The organism is Chitinophaga varians (assembly GCF_014529945.1).
Classification (GTDB): Bacteria; Bacteroidota; Bacteroidia; order Chitinophagales; family Chitinophagaceae; genus Chitinophaga; species Chitinophaga varians.
On the sequence record NZ_JACVFB010000001.1, the window covers coordinates 1,160,660 to 1,175,906 of the forward strand.

Annotated in this window: 16 protein-coding genes; 5 read left to right on the forward strand and 11 right to left on the reverse strand. The window is 51.2% G+C overall.

Translation table 11 applies throughout. The features are described from left to right. Positions 1 to 3: 3 nt before the first annotated feature. Together ICL55_RS04180 and ICL55_RS04185 are read right to left on the reverse strand one after the other, a co-directional pair. Positions 4 to 363: a hypothetical protein gene (locus tag ICL55_RS04180; RefSeq protein ID WP_188094779.1), complete on the reverse strand. Its 360-nt coding sequence runs from the start codon at positions 361 to 363 to the stop codon at positions 4 to 6. Between the two features lie 155 nt (positions 364 to 518). Then, positions 519 to 1,499 (reverse strand): GlxA family transcriptional regulator, encoded by a 981-nt coding sequence (locus ICL55_RS04185; RefSeq protein WP_188094780.1) that lies wholly within the window; start codon positions 1,497 to 1,499, stop codon positions 519 to 521. 113 nt (positions 1,500 to 1,612) lie between these two features. On the opposite strand from ICL55_RS04185, the gene ICL55_RS04190 reads away from it, so the two are divergent. Next, positions 1,613 to 2,044, forward strand: coding sequence for a VOC family protein (locus ICL55_RS04190; protein WP_188094781.1), 432 nt, complete (start codon positions 1,613 to 1,615; stop codon positions 2,042 to 2,044). A 3-nt stretch (positions 2,045 to 2,047) separates the two neighbouring features. Next, positions 2,048 to 2,266, forward strand: a complete 219-nt coding sequence (locus ICL55_RS04195) for a DUF4287 domain-containing protein (protein ID WP_188094782.1) — start codon at positions 2,048 to 2,050, stop codon at positions 2,264 to 2,266. A gap of 10 nt (positions 2,267 to 2,276) precedes the next feature. On the opposite strand, the gene ICL55_RS04200 is transcribed toward ICL55_RS04195, so the two are convergent. Then, positions 2,277 to 2,900 (reverse strand): response regulator, encoded by a 624-nt coding sequence (locus ICL55_RS04200; protein WP_188094783.1) that lies wholly within the window; start codon positions 2,898 to 2,900, stop codon positions 2,277 to 2,279. After that, complete coding sequence (locus ICL55_RS04205) at positions 2,897 to 4,834, reverse strand: sensor histidine kinase (protein ID WP_188094784.1); 1,938 nt, start codon at positions 4,832 to 4,834, stop codon at positions 2,897 to 2,899. Before ICL55_RS04205 ends, ICL55_RS04200 begins: the two co-directional genes overlap by 4 nt. 177 nt (positions 4,835 to 5,011) lie before the next feature. Here ICL55_RS04205 and ICL55_RS04210 point away from each other — a divergent pair, with 177 nt between their 5' ends. Then, positions 5,012 to 5,917, forward strand: a complete 906-nt coding sequence (locus tag ICL55_RS04210; protein ID WP_188094785.1) for a TolB family protein — start codon at positions 5,012 to 5,014, stop codon at positions 5,915 to 5,917. Between the two features lie 42 nt (positions 5,918 to 5,959). Here ICL55_RS04210 and ICL55_RS04215 read toward each other — a convergent pair whose 3' ends face one another. Continuing rightward, positions 5,960 to 6,391, reverse strand: coding sequence for a MarR family winged helix-turn-helix transcriptional regulator (locus ICL55_RS04215; protein ID WP_188094786.1), 432 nt, complete (start codon positions 6,389 to 6,391; stop codon positions 5,960 to 5,962). Positions 6,392 to 6,414: 23 nt separating this feature from the next. Continuing rightward, positions 6,415 to 7,161, reverse strand: a complete 747-nt coding sequence (locus ICL55_RS04220) for an SDR family NAD(P)-dependent oxidoreductase (protein WP_188094787.1) — start codon at positions 7,159 to 7,161, stop codon at positions 6,415 to 6,417. Positions 7,162 to 7,651: 490 nt separating this feature from the next. Here ICL55_RS04220 and ICL55_RS04225 point away from each other — a divergent pair, with 490 nt between their 5' ends. Both ICL55_RS04225 and ICL55_RS04230 read left to right on the forward strand, forming a co-directional pair. Further along, on the forward strand, positions 7,652 to 8,935 hold the full coding sequence (locus ICL55_RS04225) for a TCR/Tet family MFS transporter (RefSeq protein WP_188094788.1): 1,284 nt from the start codon (positions 7,652 to 7,654) through the stop codon (positions 8,933 to 8,935). A gap of 127 nt (positions 8,936 to 9,062) precedes the next feature. After that, positions 9,063 to 10,142: a DUF1266 domain-containing protein gene (locus ICL55_RS04230; RefSeq protein ID WP_188094789.1), complete on the forward strand. Its 1,080-nt coding sequence runs from the start codon at positions 9,063 to 9,065 to the stop codon at positions 10,140 to 10,142. Between the two features lie 159 nt (positions 10,143 to 10,301). Here the strand turns inward: ICL55_RS04230 and ICL55_RS04235 are convergent, their stop codons facing one another. From ICL55_RS04235 to ICL55_RS04255, 5 genes are all read right to left on the reverse strand, one after another. Continuing rightward, on the reverse strand, positions 10,302 to 11,096 hold the full coding sequence (locus ICL55_RS04235; RefSeq protein WP_188094790.1) for a hypothetical protein: 795 nt from the start codon (positions 11,094 to 11,096) through the stop codon (positions 10,302 to 10,304). A 45-nt stretch (positions 11,097 to 11,141) separates the two neighbouring features. Beyond that, positions 11,142 to 12,413: an RNA polymerase sigma factor gene (locus ICL55_RS04240; RefSeq protein WP_188094791.1), complete on the reverse strand. Its 1,272-nt coding sequence runs from the start codon at positions 12,411 to 12,413 to the stop codon at positions 11,142 to 11,144. Beyond that, positions 12,410 to 12,754: a YciI family protein gene (locus ICL55_RS04245; protein ID WP_188094792.1), complete on the reverse strand. Its 345-nt coding sequence runs from the start codon at positions 12,752 to 12,754 to the stop codon at positions 12,410 to 12,412. Before ICL55_RS04245 ends, ICL55_RS04240 begins: the two co-directional genes overlap by 4 nt. Before the next feature lie 5 nt (positions 12,755 to 12,759). Continuing rightward, on the reverse strand, positions 12,760 to 13,164 hold the full coding sequence (locus ICL55_RS04250) for an ester cyclase (protein WP_188094793.1): 405 nt from the start codon (positions 13,162 to 13,164) through the stop codon (positions 12,760 to 12,762). A 66-nt stretch (positions 13,165 to 13,230) separates the two neighbouring features. Beyond that, positions 13,231 to 15,231, reverse strand: coding sequence for a tetratricopeptide repeat-containing sensor histidine kinase (locus ICL55_RS04255; RefSeq protein WP_188094794.1), 2,001 nt, complete (start codon positions 15,229 to 15,231; stop codon positions 13,231 to 13,233). Between the last annotated feature and the right edge of the window lie 16 nt (positions 15,232 to 15,247).

The following is a 15,247-nucleotide window of genomic DNA, read 5'->3' on the forward strand; positions in this document are numbered from 1 at the left end:
ATGTTATGGTTTTATGGGATGAAGTAATTGTTTTTTTCTGCTGATGTAGTAGATAGCACTCATGTTGAAACAATGCAGCAGCCCCAATGTGAGGATAATTAACCCCGAGCTGGCTGTTATTTCCGTTATCAGTTCCGTGACGTTGTGGATGGTCTTCCAAAAGGAGATCATGACGGTAGCATAACCGATGTTGACCAGATAATACCCTGTGAGCAGAATGTTGTTGATCGCTTCGCATAAGGCAGTGTCCTGTGGTATCAGGCCGTGGATGAAGACCTTGCCGTTTCGGTAAAAACGAAGCCCAACATGTACTGTGATCAGGTAAGTGATAGCAAAGTAGATCAGATAGGCAAGGATGTTCATGGCTTGTAGGTTTGCTTTTCTGATGTCAAAAGTATTTAAAGTTTCTGTATTTTCAAAAATAATTGAAAATAAAATATACGAAAGTGCAAACGGAAAAGCATAAACGATGTTAAGTGAATTGCCTGGAGGGGTTGCTGGTGGCTCCGGCAGCGGGGTTATCCTGCGGTTGTCCTGTGGGCGTATTTATTTTTGTATTCCACCGGGGTCATGCCGGTGATGCGCCGGAATACTTCCCGGAAAGTTTGCATGTCGGTATAACCGGTGTAGACCATCACCTCCTGAATAGACCGTCGGCCGATTTCGAGCTGTGTTTTGGCGCCTTCGATTCTGACGTGTTGCACATATTCCGCGACGGTATGGCGGGTAGCTTTTTTGAAACGCCTTTCAAAGGTGCGGCGGCTCATATTGAATTGGACCGCCAGTTCATCAACGGTGAATTTCTCCCGGTAATGTTTTTCAATATGGGCCTGCGACGCTCTGATAACATCATCGTCGTGGTCCTTTAGTCCGTGGAAGACGATGAAAGGGGATTGCACATTTTTATCCAGGTCCACGGCAAAATACTTGGCGGTATAAATGGCTATTTCCCGGCCGGCATATTTTTCCACCAGATGGAGCAGCAGGTTCCAGTAGGCGTTGCCACCACCGCTGGAGTAGAGGCCCTGCTGGTCGGTGATCATCCGTTCATCTACCACTTCAATGGCGGGGTAATAGAATTTCAGTTCATTGGCGCAGTGCCAGTGCGTGGTGCACTGCCTGCCTTTCAGCAAGCCGGAAAAAGCCAGCAGGAACACGCCCGATCCCAGGCTGGCCACTTCAGCGCCTTCCTTGTATTGCGCTGATGCCCACAGGGTGTATTCCCTGTTGAGCATAACAGCTGTATTCATATCTCCGGTAAGCGCCGGGATGATGATCAGGTCCGCATCAGTAACTGTATCCAGCAATACATCCGGCCGAACAGAGATGGTGCCGCGCTCATACTGTACTTCAGCAGTGATGCCGGCCAGGTGCACTTCAAAGAGCGCGGGCTTGCCTTTCTCTACCAGAAATTCGTTGACCATTTCAAACAAATGCCGGCAATCGGCAATCGATGCTACCAGGGCATGACGGATCGTAAGGATGTATATGTGGACCATGCGCCAAAGATAAGTACAACAAATGACGCAAATACCTACCTAAGGTTGTCGTATTCGCCCTTTAGAAACATGGGATTTGGTCTTTACCTTTGGGGCATCGAAAAAAAAACATTATGCAAGCAATGACCACCTACTTCAATTTCATGGGTAACACCGAAGAAGCAATGAATTTTTATAAAACGGTTTTGGGCGGTGAGATCACCTCAATTTCCCGTTTTAGTGACGTGCCCGGTTACGAAAGGATGCCGGTACAGGAGCATAATAAAATCATGCATATGAGCCTGACGACGAAAAGCGGCGCTGTGCTGATGGCTACAGATTTCCTGGAATCCATGGAGCAACGTTTGGTATTGGGTAATAATATACATCTGGTGATCAATACTGATTCAGAGCAGGAACTGGAGCAATTGTTCGAGACCCTGTCTGCCGGTGGCAAGGTGGAAATGCCCGTCAATAAAACGTTCTGGGGCGCTTACTTCGGCATGTGCGAAGACCGGTTCGGCATAAAATGGATGTTGAATTACAATTACCCGCAAAACAGTTAAACGATGTCTTTTCAGGCCTATCTGGATAATATCCAAAAGAAAACCGGAAAGTCTCCTGAAGATTTCCAAAAGCTGGCAGAGAAAAAAGGGCTGTTGGAAAAAGGAGCGCTGAAGCCGGGCGTGAAAGCCGGGCAGATTGTGGCGTGGCTCAAAGAAGAGTATGAACTGGGGCATGGACATGCCATGTCTATCTATGCTTATTTCACCGGCAAAAGAGTGTAATGGGTGGCTTTTAAATAAGCCCCCATTCTCTGGCCCTGTTAAGCAGCGACACGGTATTATTGACTTTGAGCTTTTGCATCAGGCTGCGGCGATGGCTGTCGACTGTGACGGCGCTGATGAAGATCTTTTCACCGATCTGTGGAGAACTCAGTCCCTGTGCAAGCCACAGCAGCACTTCTTTTTCACGACGGGTAATGGGAGGCATTTCCGTCAGTGCGTCCGCTGCCAGTCCGGTCAGCACCTGTTGCACGCCTTCGCCGAAGTAAATACCACCGGAAGCCACGATCTGAATGGCTTTCTCCAGCTCTTCCATCGGTGCGCTTTTTAATACATAACCGGAAGCGCCGTTGTTGAACATACGCAGTATCACACTTCTTTCACTGTAGTTGCTCAGTCCCAGAATGCGCAGGTGGGGCGCTGCTTTTCTGATACTGCTGCAAAGGTCTACGCCGTTGCCGTCCGGCAGGTTTACATCCAACAATAGTATAGATGCCGGCGTATGCTGTATCATCGCCATTGTTTCTGCGGCGTTGGCGGCAGTGCCGGCAATGCGGAAGTCGTCTTTCGTTCGCAGAAAAGAACGCAGTCCTTCTGTAATGAGGGGATGGTCGTCTGCGATGAGTATGTCGATCATGGCCTGCATTCTATGTTGATCACGGACCCGCCGTTTTTTCGGGAGATGATCTCGGTTTTACCATTTAAATAGTCCACGCGTGCCCGTACATTGGTAAGTCCGGCGCCGGTGTAGGCTGCGGCGGTGTCGAAGCCTGCGCCGTTATCTTCTACTGTTATCAGTAATAATCCTTCTTCGAGTGTTGCCTGTACCAGCATTTCTGTGGCATGGGCATGCCGCACTACGTTGGTGGCCAGTTCCTGAATAATCCGGTATATCATCAACTGTGTGGTATTGTTGGAAAGCTGTTCCAGGCCATAGTGATGGAACCGCACCTGCAGGCCGGACCGGCGAACGGTGTCAAAGAAATCTTTCAGGGCTTCTGTCAGGCCATAGCGCAATAAAGTTTCCGGCATCATGTTTCTGGAAATCTGCCGCAGATCGGCGATGGCAGTTTCAAGTTTGCGTGCGGAGGTGGCCACTGCCTCTGTGGAGGGCCTGTTCGTGATCTGGTCCAGTTGCATCTTCAAAGCGGTAAGCGTGCCGCCGAGGCCATCATGCAGATCGCGTGCCAGTCGCAGTCTTTCCTGTTCTTGTCCTTCCAGCATGGAGGTGTAGGAAGTGATGCGCTGCTGTTGTCGTACCTGTTCCAGTTCCTGCCGGATGATTTTTCTTTTGTTGCGATAGTAGAAAACGAAGAACACGATACCTAGTAACACCAGACCGGTGAAGCTGCCGAGAAGTAGTTGCCGGTTGCGCGCCTGTTGCAGTGTTTTTTCCCTGGCGTCACCGGTAGCCTGCAGCGTCAGTATTTTCTTTTCCTGTTCCAGCGTCCGATGCCGGATTTCCAGGTCATTGATCCGTATGTCCATTTCCTGTTGCCGCAGGCTGTCTCTGAGCGGCTGGTATTGTTTGTAGAGTGCCAACGCCTTCAAAGGATGTCCCAGCTTATCTTCCAGTTCGGCCATATCTTTCAGGCCACTGAGCCGGAAGTAAGGCAGCTTGTCTTCTTCTCCCATCTGCCGCAGCGAGGTGGCGGTAGCCAGTGCAGCTTTCCACAGCTGTTGCGCTTTCTGTTGCTGTAACAATGCCGTGTAATAATTGAACAGGTTGGGCCGGTCACCGAATTTGTCAATGACTGTACGGGCCTGTGCCAGTAGGGTGTCTGCGGTGCTGTACTGCCGCGAGCTACTGGCATACATGGCGGCATAGATATAGTAAGTTCCCCATTGCCGTGATGCAGGAAGCTGATCTAGCAGTAGCCGTGCGCGGTGCAGATAGGCCGGCATGGCAGCGATGCTGTCCATCTTATACAATAGCGAGGTCATATCGATATAGGAGCCGGCGGTATTTTCTTTTGGGCTGCTTTGCTCCGCTATGGCAATGTTGCGCAGCATATAACGATACGCCTGTTCATATCGACCGATGTTGATCAGTTTGGAAGATATGTTGTGCAGACATACCGCCAGGGCGGCAGAATCGTGCCACGCTTCGAATTCGGGCACCAGGGAGGTGAGCAGCGCCAGTTCACGATCGGCCAACCCTTTTCTGCCCAGGGCTACTGACAGGTTGCCGGTAGCCTTGGCGCGCGTTCTGCGTGCGATGGTGCTGGTATCGTTTTCCAGTAACTGGCGCGCTTCTTCAAAATAACGAATGGCATCGTCCAGGTGATTGGAACGCATCAGGACAGTGCCCTGCATAGCCGTGGCTTTAGACTGGTACAGGCGGTTATTGCTGCGGTGGCTGACAGCCACTGCTTCCCGGGCATAACGGAGCGCATTGTCTGCTGCGCCTGCCCGGGAACTGGTTTCCGCCAGCTGAAGGAGGACGCTGGTACGACCGGTATCTGTGCTGCTGTTGCGAAGTAATTGCCGTAGACTGTCGGGCGCCTGCCGGCTGTAGGCAGGACTGGTTAACCATAAAAGCAGTATGACGGGGGCTAAATAGTTTTTCATGGTCGGAGGATTGAGGGCAATAATACAAATATAGCGGGGAGGGTGGACATACGGGATATAAATTCCATAAAATCACGGAGATGAAAATCCGTACATCCACGAATTGACTCGTGGCCGCTGGTAGCAGATCTTTGTGGCGCAGCTCCTTTTGGCTGTTAACCCTTCAATGCTACCAATATGAAAACAACCATTCTTTCATTGATGTACCTGTGTCTGCTGGTTACCCTGATGGCTTGCTCCAAGGATAAAAATGGGGGTGTTGCCGGCGGCGGCCAGGGCACGCTTTATTATGCTGCCTTTAAGGGGTTCATGAAGCTGGACCTGCGCAGTGGCCAGCAGCAGCAATTGATAGATATTGCCAGCATGTCGCATCAGGAGCGGTTCGATGTAAGTCGCGATGGCAGCGAAATAGTGGCCTACGAAGAGAGCCTGTCATCCGATCAGGTGAGCTTTACTATTTATAACACCAGCGGGCAGGTGGCGGCTTCCTTTCAGGTGAGGCAGTATGTCAATGGCGTGCCGCGTATTTCTCCCGACAAAAGTAAGATAGCGGTCATCTGGCAACCGGCGAGCACTTACCCCCGGAAGTATGTAGCTGTTTTCACGCGCAGCGGGCAGCAGGTAGCGGGGTTTGAAGGTGTGTCGGATTATGCGTGGTTGCCAGACGGCCGGATGGTGATGACGGCGCCGGGAGGCTTTTATCTGAGCAATGTGCAGCTCACCAGTGCTTCCCGTATAGCAGATGTAAGCCGGTTCGCCGATGTGCCCGGACAGCTGGATGTGAGCGCTGATGGCGCTTCCGTGCTTTTTACCAGCAACTACCATATCTGGATGATGAACCTCGACGGCAGCGGCATGCGGCAGCTGACCACCAGCGACGTAAAGGAGTGGTACCCGGCGTGGTCTGCCGATGGGAAAAAGATCTTCTTTACCCTGGACTGGAGTGGTAACTGTAAAGAGATAAGGGTGATGGATGTTCCCGGACAGACCGTTACTATCGATCCGCATACCGACGCGGTGGCGCCGCGTATACTGTCTGATGGCAATCGAATTTGCAGTGCAAGCCGGCCAATGATGAGGTGATCATTTGCTTAGGATAGAGGGAGGCAGGTCGGTACTAACATGTTACCGGCCTGTCCTTATTTTTTCCAGTAGTTTACTGAGTTGTGCTACCTCCTGATCGTTTAGTGCAGCGTATACCAGGTCGAGTTTATCGAGGTTACGGTCTACTTTTTTAACACGCTCCAATCCGGCTGCGGTGATACTAACTGCTACCAGTCGTTTATCGGCGGGGTTGATGGTTTTGCTCACATAACCTTTGAGCACGAGCCGGTCTACCAAACGGGACACGCCCGCATTTTTTTCTTCCATCTGTTCCAGTATTTCAGAAGTAGAGAGGGGATGGGCCGCCATGTGGAGTATTTTGAGCACATTGTATTGCTGGGATGTCAGCTCGTAATGGGCAAAAAAGAGCTGTGACTGGTCGTACGACCAGTTGAAAGTCCGGAGAAGATGGAGGCCAAGCTTTCTCCGGACGGGTATTTCGATGTTTTTCATAGTCTAAAACTACAAAAAGTTGTTTACTGGCAAAGGTAACCACCGTCAACCGGGAGATAGGCGCCTGTGCAGAAGCTGGCGTCGTCGGAGGCGAGGAAGAGGAAGGCCTTAGCGATTTCTTCTGGTTTGCCGAGTCGTTTCATGGCGTGTTTGGATTCCATGTAGGTGCGGCTTTCAGCGGAGGCATTGTCCATCAGGAGCGGTGTTTCGATGTAGCCTGGCCCGATGGTGTTGATGCGGATGTTGCTTGTTCCGTTTTCCAGTGCCGCTACTTTTGTCATGCCTACCAGTCCGTGTTTAGAAGCAGCATAGGCCGCGATGCCGATTTCGCCCACCTGGCTCATGATGGAGCCGATGTTGACGATGGCGCCGCCGGTGCCTTGCCGGCGCATCTGTGCAATTTCGTATTTCATGCCGTAGAAAACGCCGTTGAGGTTTACGCTGGTTACTTTCAGCCATTCTTCGATGCTTTTCTCATGGATGGGGGCGGCGTCTACAATGCCGGCGTTGTTGAGGGCCACATCGAGGCTGCCGAATTTCTCTACCGTGGCGGCGACTGCTTTTTCCATGTCTTCCGGTTTGGATACGTCGCATTGTACAAAGGCGGCGATGGCGCCTTCCTGTTGTATGGCATCGAGCGTCTGCTGGTTGAGCTGCAGGTCTGCAATCATCACATGAGCGCCTTCACGGGCCGCCAGTATAGCGGAGGCTTTGCCTATACCGGAGTTGCCACCGGTGATCAACATCACTTTGTTTTCGAAACGTTTCATCGTCTATCTATTTTCATCAAAATTAATGATTAATCATTAATGACTAATCATTGAAATGTTAAAGAAATGTTTTTTAACTTATAGGAAGGCGCATCATAAATGCCCCGTAAGGCCATGACTCCGACAATCATCTGTGCTTTGCAGGATGGTTTTACCGGTGAAATAGTGGCTTTTACCGATGGTCGTATGCATTTTGACCGGAAGATATTTTAGAATCCATGTGATGATATGTACCTTTGGTACCCTGAAAACACTGAAGCCATGATCTACGAATAATACCGAAGCCAACGGAAGAAGATGAACCATGTCGTCTTTTCCGCGTTAGTAAAAGTAGCTGCAGGAATACCGGCAGGAGAAATATGTATCGTCATTTCCGCGCCAGCGGTAGTTTGGGAATAAACGGATGTGTATCGTTTTCCCGGCCTGCACCGTATTTTTGTTCCCCCTTTTTTCTTAAAACAACATTTCTGTTTATTTGCAATTCACTACTATGCATACCACTTCCAAAAAAGCTGCCATCAGCTTTATTTTTATCACTTTGTTGATTGATGTGATGGGTTGGGGGCTGATCATTCCGGTAATGGCTGATCTGATTGCCCAGCTGAAACACATTCCTGTCAACGAAGCCAGCACCTACGGCGCCCTGTTATTATCTGTTTTTGCCATCACACAGTTTTTATTTGCACCGGTAGTAGGCAACCTGAGCGATCGCTATGGGCGTCGTCCGGTACTCCTGCTATCTTTGTTGGGTTTCGGTATCGACTACATCATTCTGGCACTGGCGCCCCATTACTGGTGGCTGTTCATTGGCCGTGTGATAGCCGGTATTACCGGTGCGAGTTTTACCACCGCTACAGCTTACATCGCTGACATCAGCACCGATGAAACTTCCAAGGCCAAAAACTTCGGGCTTATCGGCGCCGCTTTCGGCCTGGGCTTCGTACTGGGACCGGCATTGGGCGCCTTATTGGCTACCTGGGGCATCCGTGCACCGTTCTATGCCGCCGCAGTACTTTGTCTGCTCAACTGTCTCTACGGTTATTTCCTGCTCCCTGAATCGCTGAGCAAAGAAAACCGCCGGCCGTTTGAATGGAAACGGGCCAACCCGTTCGGCTCGCTGAAGTTTCTGACCCGTCACCCGGAAATCGGGGGACTGGCTTTCAGTTTCTTCCTGATTTACCTGGGCAGCCAGGCGGTACAGGGCAACTGGAACTTCTTCACCATTTACCGCTTCAACTGGAGCGAGAAAATGGTGGGCATCTCCCTGGCCGTGGTAGGCGTGCTGGTAGGCGCTGTACAGGCAGGGCTCACCAGGGTCATCAACCCGAAAATCGGTAATGAAAAAAGCATTTACCTCGGCCTCTCCTTATACGCCCTGGGCTTGTTACTGTTCGCTTTCGCCACACAAGGGTGGATGATGTTCGCTTTCCTGATCCCATACTGCCTCGGCGGTATTTGCGGCCCATCGCTGCAGTCGGTGATCTCCGGCCACGTACCACCTAATCAGCAGGGAGAGCTGCAGGGCGCACTGACCAGCCTCATGAGCCTTACCACCGTAGTAGGCCCGCTGATCATGAACAGCACCTTCGCTTATTTCACCTCTGCCCAGGCGCCTTTTTACTTCCCTGGCATGCACTTCCTCATTGGGGCCGTATGTATGATGCTCAGCGTCGTCATCACCTACAAAGTGCTGACCCGCGAAAAAAGAGAAAACCCTGAACTGGCCAATGTGATCAAAGGTTCCGCTCCAATGGGTGAGACACCGATGCACTGATATTTTATTATTCGCGTGATAAGCCGTTTCCTCACAGGGAACGGCTTATTTATTTTAAAGAAAAACGACAAGGCGGTTGAAACGTTAAAAGTTATTGTACTTTCGTAGATCGAAAGATTTATATATAATGAAACCGTTGTTACAGAACCACCCTCGAGAAGTAGATTTCCCTGTACGGGCCAAATGGAGAAATTTTGAAAGATTCAAAACCCAGCAACCCCTCCTGTATGCCTTTGCTGTCCTGCTTTTCAGCTTTGCAGGCCTCGATTTGTTTTTCATGATCATACTGGTACAGAAGCTGATCAAAGATCCGGCTCCGCTGACCGGCGCGCAGTGGATCGGCGTGATCTCCTTTGTAACACTGGTGGGGCTTTTCCTCGTCGTGGCATGGCATATGTGCCACTTGCCGGTGCGGGAACAAAAACGCTACTACCTGGCCAGCGGCGCTACCTGGCTGAGTGAAGAGAAAAGACAGGCATTACGATTGGAACTGGTGGACGTTTACAGAAGAGGGTACTGGAATGAAACGCTGGAATATTATCCCCTGGCGGCTTTACAGGGACCGGGGAAATACCATACCTTCCGGCCGGCTGATGCTGACCTCTATAAAAAAGACCTGGATCAAAGCTGGGGCATACTCACCACCGAAAATTACCGGAAGGTAGCGAACCAGCTGCTTACCACAGGATATCATGCGGAAGCTTTCACCATGACGTTGTCGCTGCGAAATAGTGACAACGCGGCGAGTAACCGGCTGGCGGCGCTCACCCATCTGCCGGAATCCTATATCCTGTCCTGCCTCGAACACCGGCCCAACGGCCGTCCGCCGAAACTGATCTGGGGTTATGAATGCTGGCGACTGATCGTTATCTCCAGAGATGCGTACATGGCGGGCCATATCACAGCAGAAGAAGCCTGGAAAAACATATTACAGGCGGCAGACTATGTGTTTGAGTTATTCGACAACTTTGAAGATTTTAATCAGAACTATCGCCTCGGGAACGCCTTCTGGAGCAACACCTACGAAGTGTCCAGCGAAAGAACGGCAGCCTATGAAAGCTTCCGGGAAAATTGCGACTGGCCTATGAAACAGTTACCATGGCCCGCACCTAAGGGCGTTACATTGCCTCCTGCCATGGCCACCGGTTATGCTACGGAACTGGCGATTGCCAAAAGTATGCAGCAACAACCCGGCGGACTGAACTGATTTTGGGATTTTCTGATTTGCGATTTTGGGATTTCGGGATTGAAATGAGCAGGCATCCATAAAAGATCGAAACGATTTACATTGTTCCGATTTTTTATTTATTCGCTTTTATCATCCCCCGAAATCCCAAAATCGCAAATCAAAAAAATTCCAAAATATTTACGGCCATTGATTGAGTAGGGCTTCACGCCCGGCGAACAGTTGGCGAACAAATACCAGTAGCTGTTCTCCGGCGAAGGTGAGTGTCGACTCATGAGAGGTATACAATAACCAGTTGTAATTTTTATCACAGTAGACGGTTTCATAACTATCCAGGTCCAGCTCACTACAGGTAATTTCCGCGTCTGTTTCATCTGCTGTGATCTCCAGCAGATGTGGCGCTGCATGTTGACAGATATAATCAGCTATGGCGCTGCGATCAGCCGGCGTCAGGGCCTGCCGGGCAACAAACAGGGTGTTGGACGGAATGTTGCCGGTTAGCGGCGCCCAGTAACCGCCGTTATAATTCCAGCGTTCCAGCAGTTGCTGCCGCACCATGCTGCTTTCTTCTTCGTTTAGCCTTCTGCGATAGGGCAGGGGTACCACCTGCGCCAAAGACGCTGGTGTAAGATTTTGCAGGTACTGAACAAAGTTCATCCGCTCTTCCTGCATAGCTGCCTGGGCAATCGGATGATCGATTTCCGTGAATAATGACCTGGCTGTGAGGCCGGTATGGACCAGTGTTTCGCGGCATGCTTCCGGAGAAGGAAATGTTCTGCCTACCAGCTTCTCCACTTCGCCCAGGATGGCGGCCAACACCTGATAGCGCGGAAAAAGATTGTAATCCTGATCACTGTAGGAATACACGGGATCGTTGGCGCCGGTACGCTCTTTCGCGTAGCGGTTGGCCCGCCGTAGATGATGTTCCTTACAGTAGCGGCGCGCCGCTGTGATCAATGCTTCCGGTAATGTCATATTGCAAATTAACGAATTGCCCGTTGGAGAAGAAGATGATGCGGATCAGGTATCTGCAATTTTAGCAGAGAGGAACTGTTGTTCCTGCTGTGCGGTGGTTAACTGACGGGCCTGCTCAAAACAGGCCACTGCTTTTTCTTTCTCGTTCATGCTTTTGTAGATCTCACCCAGCACTGCATGGTAAAGATAATAGCGGCTCAGCTGCCGGTGGCCCTGTAGCGCTTCGAGGGATTGCAGCGCTGCCGGCGCACCGGCATATTCCAGCAGGGCAACGCTACGGTTGAGCAGTATTACCGGGTCTTTGGTGAGTTGCAGCAGCGCGTCGTAATAGGTGAGGATCATTTTCCAGTTGGTGGCCGCGTACCCGGGCGCTATACAATGCTCATAGGCAATGGCTGCTTCCAGGTGAAAGGGTGACAGGGTAGCGCCGCTGGCGGCTTTGTTGAGCCATTCATTGCCGGTGGTGATCAGCGCCTGGTCCCACTGCCGGCGGTCCTGCCGCGACAACGGGATAATGGTGCCATCGGCCTGAAGCCTGCTGTGGATGCGGGCTGCATGGAAACAGAACAATGCCATCAGTGCACAGGTACGTGGCTGTCTGGTATGTGCGTGATCGAGCAGCGACTGGCACAGGTAGATGGCCTGGGCGATGATATCTTCCCGCACCAGTTGTTCGTGTTGCGTGGCGCTGTAGCCTTCGTTGAACAGCAGATAGAGGCTGTTGAGCACCGCGTCCAGCCTGCCCGACAGCTGCGCCGGTGGCGGGATATGCGGCCTGATATTGTTGGCGCGGAAAAATTCTTTGGTACGATATAGCCTCTTGGAAATAGTATCTTCAGAGGTGAGAAAAGCCCGGGCCACCTCGCGGGTGCTGAAGCCACAGAGGGATTTCAGGATAAAAGTGACCTGGTTCTCCGGAGAGATATCGGGGTGACAGCAGGCAAACATCATCCCCAGAAAATCATCCCGGATGGCCTGGTCCTGCCAGTACTGATCGAATGTAGACGACAGCATGTATTCGGCAGAGGGGGGCAACTGCTCCGGGTCGGAAAAATCAATATTGTACTGATGTTTTTTCCGGCGGATCATATCGATGGCTTTGTTTCTGGCCACGCGGAAAAGCCAGGCTTCCGGATTATCGGGGATGCCATTGAACTTCCAGGTTTCGAGGCCGCTGAGCAGCGCGTCCTGTACCACATCCTCCACGAGGGTGTAGTGTTCCGGACCGAATATTTTCACCAATACAGCCACCATCTTTCCGGACGCCTGTCTGAAAAGATGGTTGACTGTCTGATCAATAGGAGAGGAATTACTCATGACAGATGAAGCTGTCTGATGGCCCGTATTTCGATGGTGCAGCCCTGCGCCAGGCCGGGACAGCCTTTTGTCAGTTCGGCGGCCTCGGCGGCATTATTGGCCCGTAACAACAGATACCCTGCCACCAGTTCCTTGCCTTCTACCAGCGGCCTGTCGGTGACGGTTGTGCTGTTGAGCACTGTTAGTCCTGCTGGTTCGAGGTTTTGGCCGCCTATATAGTTGCCGGAGGCTATCAATTCGCCCATCCATTTCTGCCAGTGCTGAAGCGTTTGCTGCATTTCCTGCGGAGAGGCGTTGCCAGGGTCTTTTCCGCCCCGGATGATCAATAAAAATTCCTGCATGATCGTTATACTTTTTCAGGTGTTTTCAGTTGTCCTACAATGCTGGCTGGATTGAACTCAATATGTTCAGCAGCGATTTTACCGTCTTTTACTTCCAGCAGATCTATCCAGGGGAAAACTACTTTTTTGCCTGTGGCCGGCATACCAGCGAATGCTCCGATATGAACGCCTTCCCAGCGACCGTTGATCGTTACGTAGTTGCCTTCTTCCAGCACCTGGTCCAGAAAGTAATGACCATCGAAAGCGGCAGCCCGGCGTTCCATCATGCCCAGGTGACCGGCGGTATTCAGCGGCTGTTCCGTAGCCGGATTGTAAAAGAGGTGGTCATCTGCCAGTTGTTGACGGATGGCATCAAAGTCATTGTGATTGATGCTTTCGAAGTACTTTTTTACGATGTCTTTGTTTGTCATAATACATGATTTTGATACTATGACGTCACGGGTTGCCCCGATTTGGACATCATCGGAAAAGTTTTTTTATGCTTGTTGTAAAACGTTGACCTCCTTGATTTTAGCTTCCAGGTCCAGTTCCACATGAATAGTGGTGCCGGCGCCCGGCTGGCTTTCCAGTTCCATTTTACCGTTGAGGTAGCGGGCGCGGTTCTCCATGCTGGAGAGCCCGATACCGATGCGTTGCGGTCTTTCAGGATTAAAACCTTTACCATCGTCTTCCACGGTGATAAAGCAGGTATGGCCGTTCTGGCTGCATTGCACCAGAATATTTTTAGCCTCGGCATAACGCAGCGCATTAGAGAGTGCTTCCTGTACGATACGGTAGATGGCCAGTTGAGCGGAAACGGGCATGTCTTTCTGTATATCGAATGCCTCAAAATGAATGGCCGTGTGTGATGTTTGCAGTGAATCGCACAGTTCGTGCAGGGCTGTTTCCACGCCAAAGCGGGCGAGCGTTTCCGGCATCATATTATGGGCAATGCGGCGCACTTCAGCGACTGCATTGTCTACCTGCGGGATAATTTTTTCTACTTCCTCGTTGGCGGCCGATACGCCGCTCAGTTTTATTCTGATGCCTGACAGCAGGCCACCCAGGCCATCATGCAGTTCACGGGCTACGCGGCGGCGCTCCCGTTCAGCGCCTTCCAGCATCGCTTCTGTGGCTACCAGCTGTTGTTGCTGCTGCATTTCCTTTACCTGCTGACGATGGTTGACTTCTTCCTGTGTTGACAGTTTTTTCTGGTTGCGGTAAAACAACCACGAGAAGCCTGCCAGTATTAAGAGGATGAAGGCCACGGCGCTCAACAGCCAGTTGAACAGCCGTTGGTTTTTAGCTTTGGCAGCGGCTTCCTTTTTTTCCGATTCCAGTACAGCTATTTTCTTTTCGTGTTCCGCATTGCGGTACTGGATCTCCAGTTCTTCCACCTGTCTGCGTACCGCCTGATTGTTGACCGTGTCGTTCTGTTCATTATGGGCTACCATCATATCGTAGGCGCCTTTATAATCTCCCAGGCTGGCCATGGTTTCGGCCATTTCTTTTTTTAGTGCCAGCTGGTTTTTCTCATGGCCGGTAAATGTCTTGTCTCCCGAGAGCGCTATCAGTATGTCTTTGGCTTCCCGGTACCGTTTCAGGTCTTTCATGAGGGAGTACTTATGATAGAGGAGCGCGCTGTAGCGATGGCCCTGATTAAGATGTTGTGCTGCGGTCATCCCGGCGTCTATGGCATGCAGGGCTGCGCCATATTGTTTCATCCCGCCGTAGTACTGGGCGTAGGTCGTAAAGTAAAGGGAGGTATAGGACCGTTCCTCTTTTGACTCAGGCATCGCCGATACGATGTCGAGGTTTTGTTTTGCCTTCGGCAGCTCTTTTTTATAGATATAACAGCTGGCCATCCGGAGATAGTTCCAGATGATAAAGTCGTCTTTCAGTCCTTCTTCTTTGTACTGATCGATGGCTTTCTGTTGATACTGAATCGCTTTGTCGTATTCTCTTTCGTTCATGAAAGCCACGCCCACGGCGGAATAATACTGGGACAGCAGTCCGCTTTCCTGCGATTGCTCACCATAGGGGATGCAGCGCTCCAGTATGATGCGGAGAAATTCTTTGTCGTGGCCCCTGCGTTGTTCAATAGAGGCATAGTTGTACCAGAGGCGGGCCCGCTGTCCGTAGGCGGCGGGGGTATGCAGTTTTTCAAAGATGTGTTCCGCATCCATCAGCCGCTGTTGCCCTTTGTCGAAATCATCCATGAATACGCTGGCGTTGGCGCGTACGGAGGTGAGCAGGCCTTCGTAGTACGGCTGGCCTTTGGCCAGCGGGGCTACCTTGTCCAGTATGGCCATGGCTTTGACGGTATCTGTATACACCCAGTAGCTGGATATCTGTACCGCTGCCCGTATCTTTTCACTGTCCGTGCGCGCTTTGGTAAAAACGGCCTCGAGGCTGTCGAGATACTGTGTATCGGTCGGACTTTGGGCCCTGAGCAGCGTGGTGAAAAGAATACCGCAAAGAAGAAGGGTGGTTCGCATGGGAATGATTCGTTCA

Excerpts from the sequence above, each read along its gene's own strand:
- ICL55_RS04180 (WP_188094779.1), bottom strand. The coding sequence starts at position 363 with ATGAACATCCTTGCCTATCTGATCTACTTTGCTATCACTTACCTGATC.
- ICL55_RS04185 (WP_188094780.1), bottom strand. The coding sequence starts at position 1,499 with ATGGTCCACATATACATCCTTACGATCCGTCATGCCCTGGTAGCATCG.
- ICL55_RS04190 (WP_188094781.1), top strand. The coding sequence starts at position 1,613 with ATGCAAGCAATGACCACCTACTTCAATTTCATGGGTAACACCGAAGAA.
- ICL55_RS04195 (WP_188094782.1), top strand. The coding sequence starts at position 2,048 with ATGTCTTTTCAGGCCTATCTGGATAATATCCAAAAGAAAACCGGAAAG.
- ICL55_RS04200 (WP_188094783.1), bottom strand. The coding sequence starts at position 2,900 with ATGATCGACATACTCATCGCAGACGACCATCCCCTCATTACAGAAGGA.
- ICL55_RS04205 (WP_188094784.1), bottom strand. The coding sequence starts at position 4,834 with ATGAAAAACTATTTAGCCCCCGTCATACTGCTTTTATGGTTAACCAGT.
- ICL55_RS04210 (WP_188094785.1), top strand. The coding sequence starts at position 5,012 with ATGAAAACAACCATTCTTTCATTGATGTACCTGTGTCTGCTGGTTACC.
- ICL55_RS04215 (WP_188094786.1), bottom strand. The coding sequence starts at position 6,391 with ATGAAAAACATCGAAATACCCGTCCGGAGAAAGCTTGGCCTCCATCTT.
- ICL55_RS04220 (WP_188094787.1), bottom strand. The coding sequence starts at position 7,161 with ATGAAACGTTTCGAAAACAAAGTGATGTTGATCACCGGTGGCAACTCC.
- ICL55_RS04225 (WP_188094788.1), top strand. The coding sequence starts at position 7,652 with ATGCATACCACTTCCAAAAAAGCTGCCATCAGCTTTATTTTTATCACT.
- ICL55_RS04230 (WP_188094789.1), top strand. The coding sequence starts at position 9,063 with ATGAAACCGTTGTTACAGAACCACCCTCGAGAAGTAGATTTCCCTGTA.
- ICL55_RS04235 (WP_188094790.1), bottom strand. The coding sequence starts at position 11,096 with ATGACATTACCGGAAGCATTGATCACAGCGGCGCGCCGCTACTGTAAG.
- ICL55_RS04240 (WP_188094791.1), bottom strand. The coding sequence starts at position 12,413 with ATGAGTAATTCCTCTCCTATTGATCAGACAGTCAACCATCTTTTCAGA.
- ICL55_RS04245 (WP_188094792.1), bottom strand. The coding sequence starts at position 12,754 with ATGCAGGAATTTTTATTGATCATCCGGGGCGGAAAAGACCCTGGCAAC.
- ICL55_RS04250 (WP_188094793.1), bottom strand. The coding sequence starts at position 13,164 with ATGACAAACAAAGACATCGTAAAAAAGTACTTCGAAAGCATCAATCAC.
- ICL55_RS04255 (WP_188094794.1), bottom strand. The coding sequence starts at position 15,231 with ATGCGAACCACCCTTCTTCTTTGCGGTATTCTTTTCACCACGCTGCTC.